Source organism: Enterobacter cloacae complex sp. 2015409, assembly GCF_041365315.1.
GTDB lineage: Bacteria > Pseudomonadota > Gammaproteobacteria > Enterobacterales > Enterobacteriaceae > Enterobacter > Enterobacter pseudoroggenkampii.
Genome location: NZ_JBFTVM010000001.1, coordinates 2,702,489 through 2,718,262, shown reverse-complemented (window position 1 = coordinate 2,718,262; position 15,774 = coordinate 2,702,489). Strand labels below are relative to the sequence as shown.

Here is a 15,774-nt window from a genome sequence, read left to right as displayed (position 1 = left end):
GGGGAGAGTGAAAGGAAAAACGCTGCTGACCGTATTTATCATTTTGGCCATCGCAACGGTGGGTTACCGCAGGTTGCCGCCTTACTACAACCCTTTCATGCCGCTGACGCTTGACGACCCGCCGGGTCGAATCACCCAGTATAAGCTTCGGCGCTTAACCCCCGAGGCGTGCGCGAGCCTGCTTTCGCAGGCTAACCAAAGAGATCTCATCCGCACCCAGCCGGTGGCTGACAGGGGCGGCGCGTGTCCGCTTAATAACGTTGTACGCGTGCGTGACTTCGGTCCGGTCGGCCTGAACAGCAGTTTTCTCGCCAGCTGTCCGCTGGCGCTCAGCTCAGCCCTCTTTATCAGTCAGCAGGCCCGGCCGCTGACAAAACGCTATACGGGCAGCGACCTGGCGCGTATCGATCATCTCGGCAGCTTTGCCTGCCGCAATATTTACCACCGCCCTGACGCGCGACGCAGTGAACATGCTACGGCTGAGGCGCTGGATATTGCCGCTTTTCGTCTGGCGAACGGTGAACGCGTCACGGTGATGAACGGCTGGAAGGCGGCAACAACGCAGCCATGGCTGAAGGCCATGCTGGCGGCAAGCTGCGGCTACTACGGAAACGGCCTGGGGCCGGAGTATAACGCGGCGCATGCCAACCATTTTCATCTGGGCATGCGCGGTTTCGGACTCTGTCGGTGAAGCATAATATTCCGCCAGAAAATGGATAAATTGTGACTTATTTCACAAATATGATGACTGGGAAGATAAAACACCAAAGTCAGTCAAGCCGCATCTCTGGTGCGACGTCAAAACGCGTAACTTGCTAATCTGACGGCGAATTCGCCTAAAAATGAAGACTATTTCTTTATGGAATCCTGGAAAGTTAATCTCATCTCGGTCTGGTTCGGCTGCTTCTTCACCGGGTTGGCCATCAGCCAGATCCTGCCGTTCCTGCCGCTGTACGTCTCGCAGCTGGGGGTGACTTCGCATGAAGCGCTCTCCATGTGGTCCGGTCTGACGTTCAGCGTCACGTTTCTGGTCTCCGCCATTGTGTCACCGATGTGGGGCAGCCTGGCGGATCGGAAAGGCCGAAAACTGATGCTGCTGCGCGCCTCGCTCGGGATGGCGATTGCCATTCTGCTGCAGGCCTTCGCCACTAACGTCTGGCAGCTGTTTTTCCTGCGCGCGGTGATGGGGCTGACATCCGGGTACATTCCGAATGCCATGGCACTGGTCGCCTCTCAGGTGCCGCGTGAGCGTAGCGGCTGGGCGCTGAGTACGCTTTCCACGGCACAGATCAGCGGCGTCATCGGCGGTCCGCTGCTGGGGGGCTTTCTGGCGGACCACGTCGGACTGCGCGCGGTATTTATCATCACTGCGGTTCTGCTGGTGGTCAGTTTTCTGGTGACGCTCTTTCTTATTAAAGAGGGCGGCCGTCCGGTTATCAGTAAATCTGAACGCCTCAGCGGCAAGGCCGTCTTCGCCTCGCTGCCCTATCCGGGACTGATGATCAGCCTGTTTGTGACCACCATGGTGATCCAGCTTTGTAACGGTTCGGTCGGTCCGATTCTGGCGCTGTTTATCAAGTCGATGGAGCCGGATAGCACCAATATCGCTTTTCTGAGCGGCATGATTGCCGCCGTGCCGGGCGTATCCGCCCTGATTTCCGCGCCGCGTCTGGGCAAGCTGGGTGACAGGATCGGCACGGCGCGCATCCTGATGGCGACGCTGATCTTTGCGGTGATACTCTTCTTCGCGATGTCGTTTGTCACCTCTCCGCTTCAGCTTGGCGTATTGCGATTTCTGCTCGGGTTTGCTGATGGCGCCATGTTGCCTGCGGTGCAGACCCTGCTGGTTAAATATTCCAGCGACCAGGTGACGGGGCGTATTTTTGGATATAACCAGTCATTTATGTATCTGGGGAATGTTGCCGGTCCGCTTATTGGCGCATCCGTTTCCGCGATGGCCGGTTTTCGCTGGGTATTTGCGGCGACAGCGATTGTTGTTTTAATCAATATTATCCAGCTGGCTATTGCGCTGCGACGCCGCAGACAAATGGCGGAGGCCAAATCGGCGAGATAACAATTTCGCAGATGTATTATATATTCTTATGATCGCCGCATTTTTATATAACAAAATGCGGCTTCTTTTTATAGAAAAACGTTTCGATCACGGCGCTGCCTATTTATTTCTGTTCCTGTGTCACTTTTGCATACCATAATTAATATCTTCTCTTTGCAATAGGGATTCAGAGTGATAACGTCAGACAAAACTGAAAAAGGAACTGGCACGATGAAAAACCTCATTGCTGAATTGCTGGTTAAGCTGGCACAAAAGGAAGAAGAGTCAAAAGAGCTGGTGGCTCAGGTCGAAGCGCTTGAAATTGTCGTCACCGCGCTGCTGCGACAAATGGCAAAAACCGATCAACAGGCGTTGATAGAGAGCGTGGAAGGTGCGCTGGACAGCGTCAGGCCTGAATCGCAGGTTCCGGTTGAGGATGCCGAGATGCTCCACCAGTACGTAAAGAAGCTGTTAAGGCATCCGCGCAGCTAAACCGTCACAGGACGTAACGACGTGTCATAGAATTGTCATGCAGGATGCCTATAGTCGCTCTGTTTTTATTTTTATGTATTTGTACATGGAGAAAATAAATTGAAACAGAGCGCACTTTTCATTGCATTACTTCCCCTGTTAATTACCCCTGCCATTTATGCTGATACGACGCAAACCAGCGTGCTGGATAATCGTGCGGCAAAAGGGGATATCACCCAGCCTGGCGGCGCGCGCCGTTTATCAGAAGATCAAACTGCCGCTATTCGCGCTTCGCTGAATGATAAGCCGGCGAAAAATATTATTCTGCTGATTGGCGATGGAATGGGCGATTCCGAAATCACGGCGGCGCGAAATTATGCTGAGGGAGCGGGCGGCTTTTTTAAAGGTATCGATGCCTTACCGCTGACCGGACAATATACCCATTACGCGCTGGATAAAAAAACCGGTAAACCGGATTACGTAACGGACTCCGCGGCCTCTGCCACGGCGTGGTCCACCGGCGTGAAAACCTATAATGGTGCGCTGAGCGTGGATATTCACGAGAAAGATCATCAAACCCTTCTGGAGATGGCAAAAGCGGCGGGCCTGGCGACCGGCAACGTCTCCACCGCTGAACTTCAGGATGCGACGCCTGCGGCGCTGGTGGCACACGTGACCTCGCGTAAGTGCTACGGCCCGTCAGCGACCAGCGAAAAATGCCCAACGAATGCGCTGGAAAAAGGCGGCAAAGGCTCGATTACGGAACAGCTGCTGAACGCGCGTCCTGACGTGACCCTGGGCGGCGGCGCGAAAACCTTCGCGGAAACCGCGACGGCGGGCGAGTGGCAGGGCAAAACGCTGCACGAGCAGGCGCAGGCTCGCGGCTATCAGCTGGTGAGTGACGCAAATGCTCTGGCGGCGATAAGCGAGGCGAACCAGGACAAGCCGCTGCTGGGGCTGTTCTCTGACGGCAACATGCCCGTGCGCTGGGAAGGACCAAAAGCCTCTTATCACGGCAACATCGATCAGCCTGCCGTGACCTGTACGCCGAACCCGAAACGTACGGACAGCATACCGACGCTGGCGGCGATGACCGATAAAGCGATCTCTCTTTTGAGCAAGAGCGAAAAAGGGTTCTTCCTGCAGGTTGAGGGCGCGTCGATCGATAAACAGGATCATGCCGCGAATCCGTGCGGTCAGATTGGCGAAACCGTCGATCTGGACGAAGCGGTGCAGAAGGCGCTCGCGTTCGCGAAAAAAGACGGTAACACCCTGGTGATCGTCACCGCGGACCATGCGCACGCCAGCCAGATCATTCCGCCAGATACCAAGGCCCCTGGCCTGACGCAGGCGCTGAACACCAAAGATGGCTCCGTCATGGTGATGAGCTACGGCAACTCTGAAGAAGAGTCCATGGAGCACACGGGCACCCAGCTGCGCATTGCCGCCTACGGTCCGCATGCGGCCAACGTGGTAGGCCTGACGGATCAAACGGATCTGTTCTACACCATGAAGGCGGCGCTGGGTCTGAAATGATAAAATCCCGGCGGAAATCACATCTGTCGGCTGGTTTTTTTCCTGTCACGAACCAGACTTACAGGGAATGTTCACAAAAGGATGGTGCAATGAAAACAACATTACTGGTTACTCTGCTCTCCGGCCTGTTCCTGGTCGCATCGGCGAACGCGGAAGAGAAAACGTTAACGCCGCAGCAGCAGCGTATGACCACCTGTAATCAACAGGCGACGTCTCAGAGTCTGAAGGGCGATGCTCGCAAGACCTACATGAGCGACTGCCTCAAAAACGGCGCCGCGAAGCCGGCTGAAAAAAGCCTGACCCCGCAGCAGCAAAAAATGCGCGAGTGTAATGCGAAGGCAACCGAACAGTCCCTGAAAGGGGACGACCGCAGCAAGTTCATGAGTGCCTGCCTGAAGAAAAAAGTGTAGTTCTAACGGGTGAGCGGCTCCGGCGGCTCACCCGAAATTTCATACTTTCCCCGCAGACCCCCTCTCTATAATTTGGGAAAATGTTTCAGAATATTCCCAAAAATGATGAATGATGAAACGTATTACAACAAAAAGCGCATTCGGGAAGAGTGGAATTTAACCCTTTCTCAGGATGACCCTCACCGCGCCGGCATTCAGTTTGCCCGGCGAGTTAGGCTGGCGCGCGCCGTGGGGCTGGCGGCGATGTTTTTCCCGGTTGCGGGAATGCTGGTCACCCATTTTTTACCCGGAGGCTGGTGGCTTTTACTGGTGGGGTGGTCGTTCGTCTGGCCCCATTTCGCCTGGCAGCTATCCTGCCGGGCCACGTCACCTCATCAGCAGGAAACTTTCAATCTTAAAGTAGATGCCATTATTGCCGGGCTCTGGATCGGCGTGATGGGGATGAATGCGTTACCCACGGCAGCGCTGGTGATGATGGTGGGGATGAATATGATGGGCTCCGGGGGCTGTCGTCTGTTTATTCCGGGGATCCTGTTGACGCTGCTCTCCGCGCTGGTGACCCTGCCACTCATCGGGAAGGTGGCCGTCTTCAACCCCGACCCCGTGGAGTGGGGCTTAACGCTGCCTGTTCTCGTATTTTATCCTATGCTGTTTGCCTGGCTCAGCCACCGCACTGCCGTCAGGCTTGCGGAGCACAAGCAGCGGCTGGAAATGATGAGCACCCGCGACGGCATGACCGGGGTCTTTAACCGCCGACACTGGGAAATGCTGTTGCGAAATGAATTTGAGCATTGTCGGCGCGACCACAGCACCGCCACGATACTGCTGATTGATATCGACCACTTTAAAAACATCAACGACACCTGGGGGCACGACGTGGGCGACGAGGCGATCATTGCTATTACGCGCCAGCTCCAGCGGTCAGTACGGTCAGGCGATGCTATCGGCCGGTTTGGTGGGGATGAGTTTGCGGTGATCATGTCCCAGACAGCAGCGGAAAGCGCCATCGCCGTGATGTCGCGGTTGCATGAGCGGCTGGAAAACCTGACGTTACCGTGCGCGCCAAAAGAAGCGCTGCGCATCAGCGTAGGCGTTGCCCCCTGGGGACCGCAGTTTGGACATTATCGGGAATGGCTGAAGGCGGCTGACGTGGCGCTGTACAGGGCGAAAAATGCCGGGCGCGGCCGCACCGAAGTGGCGGCCTGACGCCCGATGGAGAGTATCAGGATTTACTCAGCTTCTCTGATTTTTCCATGCATTTTGCCATCGCTTCAATGACCGCCGAGCGGAACCCGCGCTCTTCCAGCACCCGCACCGCTTCGATGGTGGTACCGCCCGGGGAGCAGACCATATCTTTCAGCTCACCCGGGTGTTTGCCGGTTTCCAGCACCATTTTGGCGGAGCCCATGACGGCCTGCGCGGCGAACTTATACGCCTGCGCGCGCGGCATTCCGCCAAGCACGGCGGCGTCGGCCATCGCTTCTAAAAACATGAAAACATAGGCAGGGGCTGAGCCACTCACGCCGACCACCGGATGGATCATCGATTCGGCAATCACTTCAGCTTCACCGAAGCAGCGGAAAATGTTCAGCACATCGGCCACTTCTTCCGTGGTCACCAGCGCGTTAGGCGTGACGGAGGTCATGCCGGCGTTGACCAGCGAAGGGGTGTTGGGCATCGCGCGGACGATTTTACGATCGTGACCCAGCGCGCGCGCCAGCTGATCGAGCGTGACGCCCGCGGCAATCGACACGACCAGCGTTTCTTTGTTCAGGCTGGAGGTGATATCGCTCAGCACTTTGATCATGATGTTCGGCTTGACGGCGCCAAAGACGATATCGGCGACCTGGGCCACTTCCTGCGCGCTTTCGGCAGCGTTGATCCCGTATTGATCGCGCAATGCGGCGACCTTGTCCGGTGACGGGGTATAGACCCAAATCTGACCCGGCAGCACCTGCCCGCTGGCGATCAGACCGCCCAGGATGGCTTTGCCCATGTTACCGCAGCCGATAAACCCGATTTTCTTGTCCATCACGATTCTCCGTCATTATGCGTTGTTTTCTCTGATTGATAGCTTAACAACGAAATGCAGGCGACAATAGTCGACAGAGTCATTATGGGGAGACAATATGGCGATTTGGGTTGATGCGGACGCGTGTCCGAATGTGATTAAAGAGATTTTATTTCGCGCCGCCGAGCGCGTTCAGATGCCGCTGACGCTGGTGGCAAACCAGAACATTCGCGTACCGCCTTCGCGGTTCATCCGCTCTTTGCGCGTGCCGGCCGGGTTCGACGTGGCGGATAACGAAATTGTTCGCCTGTGCAGCGCGGAGGATCTGGTGATCACGGCGGATATTCCGCTGGCCGCAGAAGTGCTCGAGAAAGGGGCGGCGGCGCTCAATCCGCGCGGGGAGCGTTACTCGCCTTCGACCATTCGGGAAAAGCTCACCATGCGCGATTTTATGGATACGATGCGGGCCAGCGGCGTGCAGACCGGTGGACCGGACAGCTTGTCCCAGCGCGATCGCCAGCAGTTCGCTGCCGAACTGGATAAATGGCTGCTGGAAGTGAAGCGCCGCACAGCGTAATGATAATTATTGTCAATTTGTGGTACAGTGTGGCCTCCACAGGGTTGTCATCCCGTACCGCTTTGCAGTAAAGTAATCGAAACATCTTCTGCAATTATTTCTTTACACTCTTCAGCCATTCGGCATCAAGGGGAACACCTGGCATGACCCAACCCATCTTTTTAGTTGGCCCCCGCGGCTGTGGGAAAACCACCGTTGGCCTGGAGCTGGCACGCGTGTGTTATCGCCAGTTTGTTGATACCGACCACTGGCTGCAAACCGAGGCCGGAAAAACCATCGCTGAGATCGTTGAGCAAGAAGGATGGGAGAGCTTTCGCGCACGCGAAACCGCCGCACTGAAAGCGGTCACTACCCCGTCTGCCGTGATCGCGACCGGGGGTGGCATTGTTCTGGCGGAGTGTAATCGACACTTTATGCGCGAAAAGGGGATCGTGATTTATCTCAGCGCGCCGGTGTCGGCTCTGGTAGGGCGTCTGGAAGCTTTTCCGGAAGAGGGGCAACGCCCTGCGCTGACCTCCAGGCCACTCAACGAAGAGGTGAGTGAAGTGCTGGCCGAACGCGATGCGTTATACCGCGAAGCGGCTCACCACGTGGTGGATGCGTCAGCCACTCCCGAAGACGTTGTGATTCAGATTATTACCGCCCTGCGTTTGGCGTGTGCCAGCTAAGCGGCGTCTATACTTATAGCTCAGACATAAAAAAAGGATGAGCTATGCCAACCAGACCTCCCTATCCGCGTGAAGCGCGCATTGTTACCGTTGAAAAAGGCCATACGGGTCATACCGTGACCTGGTATCAACTGCGTGCGGATCACCCAAAACCGGACTCGCTGATCAGTGAACACGAGACTGAGCAGGAAGCGCTGGATGCGAAACGGCGCTATGAAGATCCCGACATAACCTGAATGTTTTCCTAAACGCTCCAGGATCGTGCCTGAATCACACTTTTTACTCATCGGGAAAGTTAAGCAGGAGTTAATATTTAGTTATTACAAGTAACTCCGGTATCGGCAGGCGATCTTTACATTTCGATGTCGGGATCACCTGCTACGCTTGGTGCTGTTTTGTTGAAAAAATGAACTGTGCAGCGTAGTGAGCCTGTACCTGTGTACACGATGTTGGAGTAATGGAAGGCGATAAAAATGAAGGCAACGTTGGCGATCCTCACCATTGGTGTGGTCCCTGTAAGCGAAGTGTTACCGCTCTTAACCGAGCACGTATCTGAACAACAGATAACGCATCTCAGCCTGCTGGGGAAGATGAGTCGGGAAGAGGTCATGGAAGACTACGCTGTCGAGGCGGGGGAGGATCCCCTGGCGACGTTATTAAGTGACGGTAAACTGGCGCACGTTTCACGCCAGAAAATCGAGCGCTCGCTGCAGGGCGTGATAGAAGTGCTCGATAATCAAGGTTATGACGTTATTTTGCTGATGAGTACTGCCCCCATTAAAGGTCTCACGGCGCGTAATGCGATTTTGTTGGAACCGATGCGCATCATTCCGCCGCTGGTGGCCTCTATCGTTGATGGTCATCAGGTGGGGGTGATTGTTCCCATTGAGGAGCTCATGGATAACCAGGAGGCAAAATGGCACGTGCTGGAAAAAGTGCCCTTGTATGCGCTGGCAAATCCGTTCTGGGACAGTGACGCTAAACTCATTGCTGCCGGGAAGGAACTGCTGGAGAGAGGGGCAGATGTCTTGATCCTGGACTGCCTGGGGTTCCATCAGCATCATCGTGATTTGCTGCAAAAAGCGCTGGATGTGCCGGTGCTGTTATCCAACGTTCTGATGGCTCGCCTGGCCTCGGAACTCCTCATGTAATGATTTTGCGTGACAGGTGATGAGCATGGCCCCTATAGTGAATTTTTATCTAAAAATATAAGGGCCAGTTCATGCTTCAGAGTAACGAATACTTTTCCGGTAAAGTGAAATCCATTGGTTTTACCAGCAGCAGCACTGGCCGCGCCAGTGTCGGCGTAATGGCGGAAGGGGAATACACCTTTGGCACCGCGGAAGCGGAAGAAATGACGGTAGTCAGCGGCGCGCTGAACGTCCTGCTGCCGGGTGAAACGGAATGGAAAGTTTACGCTGCCGGACAAGTTTTCAACGTCCCTGGCCACAGCGAATTTCATTTGCAGGTGGCTGAGCCTACCTCTTATCTGTGCCGCTACCTGAAATAAAAAATTAGCCGGGTGGCGCTAACGCTTACCCGGCCTACGTTTTGCCGTTATCTCTGCGCTTCGCCGCCGAGACCTTCCACCAGATTCTGAATCAACGCGGCCAGCTCGCCGGTCATCAGGATGAAGTCCGCGTCAAAACGCTGGGCGTAATCTTCCCTGTCGATATCTTCGTTCTGATCGCGCAGCTCGTCGCAGAACTTCAGACGCTTCACAGAGCCGTCGTCGCACATCACGAACTGAATACGCTGCTGCCAGTCGAGCGCCAGTTTGGTGACTACTTTACCCGCTTCGATGTGTACGGCGATCTCGTCGCTCACCAGATCCTGCTTCTTCGCGCGGATCACGCCACCGTCTTCCAGCAGGGCTTTCAGCTCGGCTTCATCAAGGATCTGGAAACCCTGTGCCGCAGCACCGCTGCGTACCCATTCGGTCAGCGTTAACTCAATTGGCGTTTCCAGCGCCAGCGGCACGACCGGTAACGAGCCGATGCTTTTGCGCAGCAGGGCCAGCGTATCTTCTGCTTTCTTGGCGCTGGCGCAGTCCACCATGATCAGCCCGTTGACGGTGTCGATCCACATCATGGTCTGGCTAAAGCGGCTGAAGGCGCGCGGCAGCAAGGAGTGCAGCACTTCGTCTTTCAGCGAATCTTTTTCGGTCTTTTTCAGCTTGCGGCCCTGTTCGGCTTCCAGCTTGAAAATTTTCGCTTCGAGCGCCTGCTTAACCACCGGCGTCGGCAGGATTTTCTCTTCTTTACGGGCGCAGACGATGATTTGACCCGTGCTGCTGGCGTGGGTCAGTGCATCGCTTTGTGAACCCATTGGCGGAACCCAACCGGTTTTCGCCATATCCTGGCTACCGCAAGGGGAAAAGGTATAAGCGGCTAACTGTTTTTCCATCTCTTCTGCACGCAGCGAAACGTCGCGGCTGAGACGGTAAACCATCAAATTTTTGAACCACAGCATGATAATTTCCACGGCCTTGTCGTTAAATCAGCGGGCATGATAACGAATTGTCGCATCGCTTGCATTGCTAATCGGGAAGCGTGCTTCTACTCTGTTGATAATCAAAATAATGAGGAGAGTCTTGTGCGTATTGGGATCGATTTGGGCGGCACCAAAACAGAAGTTATCGCACTGAGCGAGCAGGGGGAGCAGCTGTTTCGCCATCGTCTGCCGACGCCGCGCGATGATTATCACCAGACTATCGAGACGATTGCCAGGCTGGTTGAGATGGCAGAGCAGGCGACTGGGCAAACCGGCAGCGTCGGGATGGGGATCCCGGGGTCGATCTCGCCGTATACCGGCGTGGTTAAAAATGCTAACTCCACCTGGCTCAACGGCCAGCCGTTTGATAAAGATTTAAGCGCGCGTCTGAACCGGGACGTGCGTCTGGCCAACGATGCCAACTGCCTGGCGGTCTCTGAGGCCATCGACGGCGCGGCAGCGGGTGCCCAGACCGTGTTTGCCGTTATTATCGGCACCGGCTGCGGCGCGGGGGTGGCGTTCGGGGGGCGCGCCCATATCGGCGGCAACGGCACGGCGGGCGAGTGGGGACACAACCCGCTACCGTGGATGGATGAAGACGAGCTTAAATACCGCGCTGAAGTTCCGTGCTACTGCGGAAAACAGGGCTGTATCGAGACGTTTATCTCCGGCACCGGGTTTGCGACCGACTACCGCCGTCTGAGCGGCCAGCCGCTCAAGGGCAACGAAATCATGCGTCTGGTCGAAGAACAGGATCCTGTCGCCGAACTGGCGCTTAGCCGCTACGAAATGCGGCTGGCGAAATCGCTGGCTCACGTGGTGAATATTCTCGATCCTGACGTGATAGTGCTGGGTGGCGGCATGAGCAACGTCGATCGGCTGTACGCCACGGTGCCGAACCTGGTGAAACAGTGGGTCTTCGGCGGTGAATGCGAAACCCCGATCCGCAAAGCGCTGCACGGGGACTCCAGCGGCGTGCGCGGCGCGGCGTGGTTATGGCCAGAATAAACGTTTATTCCCTCTCCCTGTGGGAGAGGGTTAGGGTGAGGGCATCAGACCGCACGATCACCCCATTCATTCCACCGCAAACACCTTATCCAGCCTGCTATACCCCAGGCCGTTGATCTTCTTCACCTTAATCTGCACCGGAATGCGCTCTTTCATCGCCTCAACGTGGCTGATCACGCCGATGGTTTTCCCGGTGGCGTTCAGCGCGTCGAGCGCATCCAGCGCGGTATCCAGCGTTTCACTGTCGAGCGTGCCGAACCCTTCATCCAGGAACAGGGAATCGATCCGCGTCTTATGACTCACCAGATCGGAAAGGGCCAGCGCCAGCGCCAGGCTGACCAGGAAGCTTTCACCGCCCGAGAGCGTACGGGTATCGCGAACCGCATCCGCCTGCCAGGTATCGACCACTTCCAGCTCCAGCGCGTCACTGGCCTTACGCTGCAGCAGATAACGCCCGTGCAGACGGTTAAGCTGCTGATTTGCGAGCCAGACAAGATTGTCCAGCGTCAGTCCCTGGGCGAACTTACGGAACTTGTCGCCGGTGCTGGAGCCGATCAGCGCGTTCAGGTACCCCCAGTCGTCCGCCTGGCGCGCGGCCTCTTCAATTTGCTGCATCAACGCCAACTGGTGCTGACGGTTATCGCTGTCCTGCTTAAGCTGCTGACGGATCTCGCCCTGATGCGTGGTGTTCTCGCGCAGCCGCTGCGCCAGCTGCTGCAGCTGGCTTTGCAGCGTGGGGGCATCGGCGTCGAGCCCTTCCGGCCGCAGCGCCAGATGAGCCTGCAGCTGCTGGTTAGCCTGGCCGGAAAGGGCCGCGGCCTGCTGTATCTGGTTTTCCAGCGACTGTTTCAGCTGTTCAAGGTGGCGAATAGCGTCGTCATCCAACAGCGCGGCAAGGAACGCGTCCCGATCGGCAAAGCAGCTTGCCGAGAGCGCCGCGGTGAACTGCGTCTGCGACTGTTGCAGACGCTCTTGCTCCAGCGTCTCCTGCTGCTGTTGCGCGGTCAGCTGGCTCTGTAGCGACACGCACTCGTCGTGGATGTCGCGCCAGTTGTCAGGAATAACCGGTTCGGCGTCTGCGCTGTTCGTTGCCGGAAGCGCGTCGAGCAGCGGCTTCAGGGCGTTTATGCGTTCCTGAAGCACGCCGTGCTGCGTTTGCTTCTCCTGCCACTGCGAGAATTCCGCTTCGCGGGCGTGCAGCCAGGAGGCTTCATTTCCGTCTTCAGGTACGTTGAGTGATAGCGAGAGCAGGGCGTGTTCCAGCGCCTGGCGCGCGGTAGTCAGCTGCTGCTGATACTGTCGCTCCTGCGCTTCCTGCTCGTTCAACTGGTTTTGCAGGGTCAGACGCTGGCTGAGCTGATAAAGTTGGCGCTCGTACTGTTCCTGCTCGTTCATCCATGGCGTGATATCGTCCTGAATATTCAACGCTATATTCAGGGAAGCACAGGCCTCGATCCACTCTTTAGTGAGTGCTTGCTCTTCCTGAGAGAGCGTCTGAACTTCGTCTGTCTCGCGCTGGATCTGCTGAGTCAGGGCATTAACCTGTCCCAGCACCAGCAGGCCTTCCTCTTTAAGCGCGGCGACCTCTTTTTCCAGGGCATCACGGCGGCGCTGGTTATCCGTCAGCTCAAGCGACTGGTATTGCTCAACGGCGGGATGCTCGCTGGAGCCGCACAGCGGACAGGGTTTGCCGGCCTCAAGCCGGGCACGATAGCTTTCCAGGTCTTTAATCGTCGCTTCGCGTTCGCACAGGGCCTTCAGGTCCAGATAGTGCTGGTGTTTCTCTTTGTACTGCTGGCGGCGCAGCGTCAGCGTTTCATTGAGTTTATTTTGTTCGGCCTGCGCCTTCTGCACGCTTTCACCGCTCTGGCGCAGGCGCTTTTGCAGCGGCTGATAGCGGGCATGCAGCGACGTTAGCCGCTGGCGCAGCGTGCGTGACCGGGACTGCTGCTCCATGGCCGCGCTGACCTCATCCGCCGTCAGGGTCAGCGCATTTTCCGGCATCTCAGCCAGCCTGTTGCGTAATTCACTCATCCGCGCAGCAAGCGAGGCTAACTGCGTTTTATCGCGGTTAAGCTGCGAGAACTGGGCGCGCCAGCCGGCAATCTCCTGTCCCAGCAGCCGATAGCGATCGTGCTCCGCCAGCCACTGCGCCAGCGCCGTCAGTTCGGTCTGAAGCTGTTCGTGGTTACGCAGGGCGGCATTGCGGATACGTGAACGCAGCGCGGTTCTGGCTTGTAAGCGAGTATTTACTTCGATAATTCGCTGCTGCGTCTGTGCCAGACGCGCGGTTTGCTCCTGCTGATGTTCCCAGAGCGGTCGAAGCTGGGCGGCGGGCAGAGCAAGCTGGAGCTTTGCCAGCTCTGGCGCAGCGTTCGTCAGCGCCTGTTGCGCCTGCTGCTGCGTCGCGGTGACGCGCTGTTGCTCGCGCACGAGCTCATCATGACGCGTAAGCCACTGAAAATCTTTCTGCTGGCTTTGCTGCTGAACCAGCAGGGTTTTCTCTTCGTCAGTAAGTGCCTGCAAACTTTGCTGTAACTGCTGCTGCTGTTCTTCGCTCAACAGAACGACGCCCGCCGCCTGCGCCTCGCACTTTTCAAGCACGCTGCGGGCGGCTTTATGTTTTTCAAACACCATGGCGGAAATCTGGCCGTAGATCTCGGTGCCGGTCAGCTCTTCCAGCAGCTCGGCACGATCGCTCGGTTTGGCATTAAGGAAGGCGGCAAACTGCCCCTGTGACAGCAGCATCGAGCGGGTAAAGCGCCCGTAGTCCAGCCCGGTAAGCGCGGCGGTTTGCTCCAGCTTATCCGACACTTTGTCGGCCAGGATTTTGCCATCTTCACAGCGCGCCAGCTCCACGCGCGGTGCCTGCAGGTTCCCGTCCGGCTGGTTGCGCGCCCGGTTCTGGCTCCAGAAGGCGCGATAGGCGGTGCCTTTTACCTCGAACTCCACTTCTGCCAGGCATTCGGCGGTGTCGCGCGTCATCAGATCATTTTGCGCCTGAGAGACCTTCTGCAGTCGCGGCGTTTCGTGATAAAGCGCCAGACAGATGGCGTCGAGCAGGGTAGTTTTTCCTGCCCCGGTCGCGCCGGTGATGGCAAACAGCCCGTTGCTGGCAAACGGCTCCTCGGTAAAGTCAATTTTCCACTCGCCCTTGAGTGAGTTGAGATTTTTCAGGCGCAGGCTCAAAATTTTCATGCGTTTTCTTCCTCATCATTGAGCGCATGCAGGGTACGGCTGAACAGTTCGCTGAGTCTTGCGCGCTTCGCGTCGTCAATCTCTTCCTGCGAGAGCCTGCGTTCAAACACCTCTTCAACCCGCAGTTCACTGAGCGTTTCACGTTGAGCGCTTAACAGAATTTTCTCGCGCTGCTCGCGGCTGCGGCGGACCAGTAAGACTTCGACGGGCAAATCCTCCGTCAGCGCCTGAATTTTGCGCTGCATATCGTGCAGGTAGTCATCGGTGGTGATTTCGATATCCAGCCAGACGGGGGGATCTTGTTCGACACCGCGCCACTGTTCCAGCTGGGCGGTGATGGCATCGAGATCGCCTTTCAGCACCGCCAGCGGCTGGGTGACCGGTACTTCCAGCGTCTCGACGGCGCGGAGTTTTCCCTCGCTAAAGCTCACCAGATGCACCGATTTGGCTTTGCCCGTTTCGTCAAAGCTAAGCGAAATGGGGGAGCCGCAGTAGCGGATGTGCTCGCTGCCGCCAATAACCTGCGCGCGGTGGATATGCCCGAGCGCAATGTAGTCGGCTGGCGGGAAGTTCTGCGCCGGAAAGGCATCCAGCGTGCCGATATAGATGTCACGCACGGCGTCACTTTTACTGGCCCCGACGGTGGTGAGATGCCCGGTCGCAATCACCGGAATAGGCTGTTCACCCCGCAGGGCACAGGCTTCGGCGTGCTGCTGGTGGTAATAGTCTGTGATGGCCTGTAACAGATGTTGCTGCTTTTCTGCACCCGACAGCCCTGCCTGGCTTTGCACGATGTCCCGCGGACGTAAAAACGGTATCGGACACAGCACAGCGCCCGGCGAGCCGTCGCGTTTTTTCAGGATCTGCGGGGCGTGCCCGGCGCTGGCGACCACGGTGGTATTGAGAAATGCCAGGATATCGCGGGATTCATTGAGCGTGGCGACGGAATCATGGTTGCCGGCGACAATCACCAGGTGACAGCCGGTTTGCTGCAGATTCACCACGAAGCGGTTATACAGTTCACGCGCATAGCTGGGGGGAGAGCCGGTATCAAAGATGTCACCCGCCACAATAATCGCGTCCACCTCGTGCGTCCGGGCCGTTTCCAGCAGCCAGTTCAGGAACGCTTCATGTTCAGCCGCACGGCTTTTGCTGTAAAAATTTTGACCCAGATGCCAGTCCGAGGTGTGAAGTATGCGCATAGCTGATCCGTGGCAAAAAAGAGAAAGCAGGATTATAAACGTTCAGAGAAGGGAAAATAACCGCTGTAATAAAACAACGGTTTGCCCGTTATCGTGGTACTGTTTTTCATAAATCTGTCATAAATCTGACGCATAATGGCGCCGAAT

Annotated in this window: 16 protein-coding genes; 12 read left to right on the top strand and 4 right to left on the bottom strand. The window is 56.7% G+C overall.

Features of this window, described 5'->3' with window-relative positions; genetic code table 11:
• The first annotated feature begins 7 nt into the window (after nucleotides 1-7).
• The 6 genes from ACDO57_RS13260 (at nucleotide 8) to adrA (ending at nucleotide 5,676) form a co-directional block, all read left to right on the top strand.
• On the top strand, nucleotides 8-691 hold the full coding sequence (locus tag ACDO57_RS13260) for an extensin family protein (RefSeq protein WP_267214436.1): 684 nt from the start codon (nucleotides 8-10) through the stop codon (nucleotides 689-691).
• 168 nt (nucleotides 692-859) lie between these two features.
• A complete protein-coding gene (locus tag ACDO57_RS13255; protein WP_148768966.1) occupies nucleotides 860-2,074 on the top strand; it encodes a multidrug efflux MFS transporter in 1,215 nt (404 codons plus the stop codon).
• 210 nt (nucleotides 2,075-2,284) lie between these two features.
• Complete coding sequence (gene iraP / locus ACDO57_RS13250; RefSeq protein WP_024906786.1) at nucleotides 2,285-2,545, top strand: anti-adapter protein IraP; 261 nt, start codon at nucleotides 2,285-2,287, stop codon at nucleotides 2,543-2,545.
• Between the two features lie 99 nt (nucleotides 2,546-2,644).
• Nucleotides 2,645-4,060 carry an alkaline phosphatase gene (phoA, locus tag ACDO57_RS13245; RefSeq protein WP_267214437.1) on the top strand — a complete coding sequence of 472 codons (1,416 nt, stop codon included), beginning with the start codon at nucleotides 2,645-2,647 and terminating at the stop codon, nucleotides 4,058-4,060.
• An 89-nt stretch (nucleotides 4,061-4,149) separates the two neighbouring features.
• Nucleotides 4,150-4,470, top strand: a complete 321-nt coding sequence (psiF, locus tag ACDO57_RS13240; RefSeq protein ID WP_023334671.1) for a phosphate starvation-inducible protein PsiF — start codon at nucleotides 4,150-4,152, stop codon at nucleotides 4,468-4,470.
• Between the two features lie 102 nt (nucleotides 4,471-4,572).
• The gene (adrA, locus tag ACDO57_RS13235) at nucleotides 4,573-5,676 is read left to right on the top strand and encodes a diguanylate cyclase AdrA (RefSeq protein WP_370884083.1); all 1,104 of its coding nucleotides are present in this window, start codon (nucleotides 4,573-4,575) and stop codon (nucleotides 5,674-5,676) included.
• Nucleotides 5,677-5,692: 16 nt separating this feature from the next.
• On the opposite strand, the gene proC is transcribed toward adrA, so the two are convergent.
• On the bottom strand, nucleotides 5,693-6,502 hold the full coding sequence (proC, locus tag ACDO57_RS13230; RefSeq protein WP_024906789.1) for a pyrroline-5-carboxylate reductase: 810 nt from the start codon (nucleotides 6,500-6,502) through the stop codon (nucleotides 5,693-5,695).
• A gap of 97 nt (nucleotides 6,503-6,599) precedes the next feature.
• Between proC and ACDO57_RS13225 the strand changes: the two genes are divergently transcribed.
• From ACDO57_RS13225 to ppnP, 5 genes are all read left to right on the top strand, one after another.
• Nucleotides 6,600-7,058 (top strand): YaiI/YqxD family protein, encoded by a 459-nt coding sequence (locus ACDO57_RS13225; protein ID WP_010428006.1) that lies wholly within the window; start codon nucleotides 6,600-6,602, stop codon nucleotides 7,056-7,058.
• Between the two features lie 143 nt (nucleotides 7,059-7,201).
• Nucleotides 7,202-7,726, top strand: coding sequence for a shikimate kinase AroL (gene aroL / locus ACDO57_RS13220; protein ID WP_370884082.1), 525 nt, complete (start codon nucleotides 7,202-7,204; stop codon nucleotides 7,724-7,726).
• Nucleotides 7,727-7,770: 44 nt separating this feature from the next.
• Nucleotides 7,771-7,962, top strand: coding sequence for a protein YaiA (yaiA, locus tag ACDO57_RS13215; RefSeq protein ID WP_023334675.1), 192 nt, complete (start codon nucleotides 7,771-7,773; stop codon nucleotides 7,960-7,962).
• A 237-nt stretch (nucleotides 7,963-8,199) separates the two neighbouring features.
• Nucleotides 8,200-8,877, top strand: a complete 678-nt coding sequence (locus tag ACDO57_RS13210) for an AroM family protein (RefSeq protein WP_024906791.1) — start codon at nucleotides 8,200-8,202, stop codon at nucleotides 8,875-8,877.
• Between the two features lie 71 nt (nucleotides 8,878-8,948).
• Entirely contained in the window at nucleotides 8,949-9,236 is a 288-nt protein-coding gene (gene ppnP, locus ACDO57_RS13205; protein WP_008503270.1) for a pyrimidine/purine nucleoside phosphorylase, read from the top strand.
• A 47-nt stretch (nucleotides 9,237-9,283) separates the two neighbouring features.
• Here the strand turns inward: ppnP and rdgC are convergent, their stop codons facing one another.
• A complete protein-coding gene (gene rdgC, locus ACDO57_RS13200) occupies nucleotides 9,284-10,198 on the bottom strand; it encodes a recombination-associated protein RdgC (protein WP_023310540.1) in 915 nt (304 codons plus the stop codon).
• A gap of 123 nt (nucleotides 10,199-10,321) precedes the next feature.
• Between rdgC and mak the strand changes: the two genes are divergently transcribed.
• The gene (mak, locus tag ACDO57_RS13195) at nucleotides 10,322-11,227 is read left to right on the top strand and encodes a fructokinase (RefSeq protein WP_148768940.1); all 906 of its coding nucleotides are present in this window, start codon (nucleotides 10,322-10,324) and stop codon (nucleotides 11,225-11,227) included.
• Nucleotides 11,228-11,293: 66 nt separating this feature from the next.
• Here mak and sbcC read toward each other — a convergent pair whose 3' ends face one another.
• Both sbcC and sbcD read right to left on the bottom strand, forming a co-directional pair.
• Nucleotides 11,294-14,425 (bottom strand): exonuclease subunit SbcC, encoded by a 3,132-nt coding sequence (gene sbcC, locus ACDO57_RS13190; protein ID WP_370884081.1) that lies wholly within the window; start codon nucleotides 14,423-14,425, stop codon nucleotides 11,294-11,296.
• Complete coding sequence (gene sbcD, locus ACDO57_RS13185) at nucleotides 14,422-15,627, bottom strand: exonuclease subunit SbcD (protein ID WP_370884080.1); 1,206 nt, start codon at nucleotides 15,625-15,627, stop codon at nucleotides 14,422-14,424. Before sbcD ends, sbcC begins: the two co-directional genes overlap by 4 nt.
• Nucleotides 15,628-15,774: the final 147 nt, after the last annotated feature.

What these genes read in the sequence shown, in the direction of transcription:
- psiF (WP_023334671.1), top strand. Translation starts at nt 4,150, where the DNA reads ATGAAAACAACATTACTGGTTACTCTGCTCTCCGGCCTGTTCCTGGTC.
- proC (WP_024906789.1), bottom strand. Translation starts at nt 6,502, where the DNA reads ATGGACAAGAAAATCGGGTTTATCGGCTGCGGTAACATGGGCAAAGCC.
- adrA (WP_370884083.1), top strand. Translation starts at nt 4,573, where the DNA reads ATGATGAATGATGAAACGTATTACAACAAAAAGCGCATTCGGGAAGAG.
- ppnP (WP_008503270.1), top strand. Translation starts at nt 8,949, where the DNA reads ATGCTTCAGAGTAACGAATACTTTTCCGGTAAAGTGAAATCCATTGGT.
- ACDO57_RS13255 (WP_148768966.1), top strand. Translation starts at nt 860, where the DNA reads ATGGAATCCTGGAAAGTTAATCTCATCTCGGTCTGGTTCGGCTGCTTC.
- ACDO57_RS13225 (WP_010428006.1), top strand. Translation starts at nt 6,600, where the DNA reads ATGGCGATTTGGGTTGATGCGGACGCGTGTCCGAATGTGATTAAAGAG.
- rdgC (WP_023310540.1), bottom strand. Translation starts at nt 10,198, where the DNA reads ATGCTGTGGTTCAAAAATTTGATGGTTTACCGTCTCAGCCGCGACGTT.
- sbcC (WP_370884081.1), bottom strand. Translation starts at nt 14,425, where the DNA reads ATGAAAATTTTGAGCCTGCGCCTGAAAAATCTCAACTCACTCAAGGGC.
- aroL (WP_370884082.1), top strand. Translation starts at nt 7,202, where the DNA reads ATGACCCAACCCATCTTTTTAGTTGGCCCCCGCGGCTGTGGGAAAACC.
- ACDO57_RS13210 (WP_024906791.1), top strand. Translation starts at nt 8,200, where the DNA reads ATGAAGGCAACGTTGGCGATCCTCACCATTGGTGTGGTCCCTGTAAGC.
- iraP (WP_024906786.1), top strand. Translation starts at nt 2,285, where the DNA reads ATGAAAAACCTCATTGCTGAATTGCTGGTTAAGCTGGCACAAAAGGAA.
- sbcD (WP_370884080.1), bottom strand. Translation starts at nt 15,627, where the DNA reads ATGCGCATACTTCACACCTCGGACTGGCATCTGGGTCAAAATTTTTAC.
- yaiA (WP_023334675.1), top strand. Translation starts at nt 7,771, where the DNA reads ATGCCAACCAGACCTCCCTATCCGCGTGAAGCGCGCATTGTTACCGTT.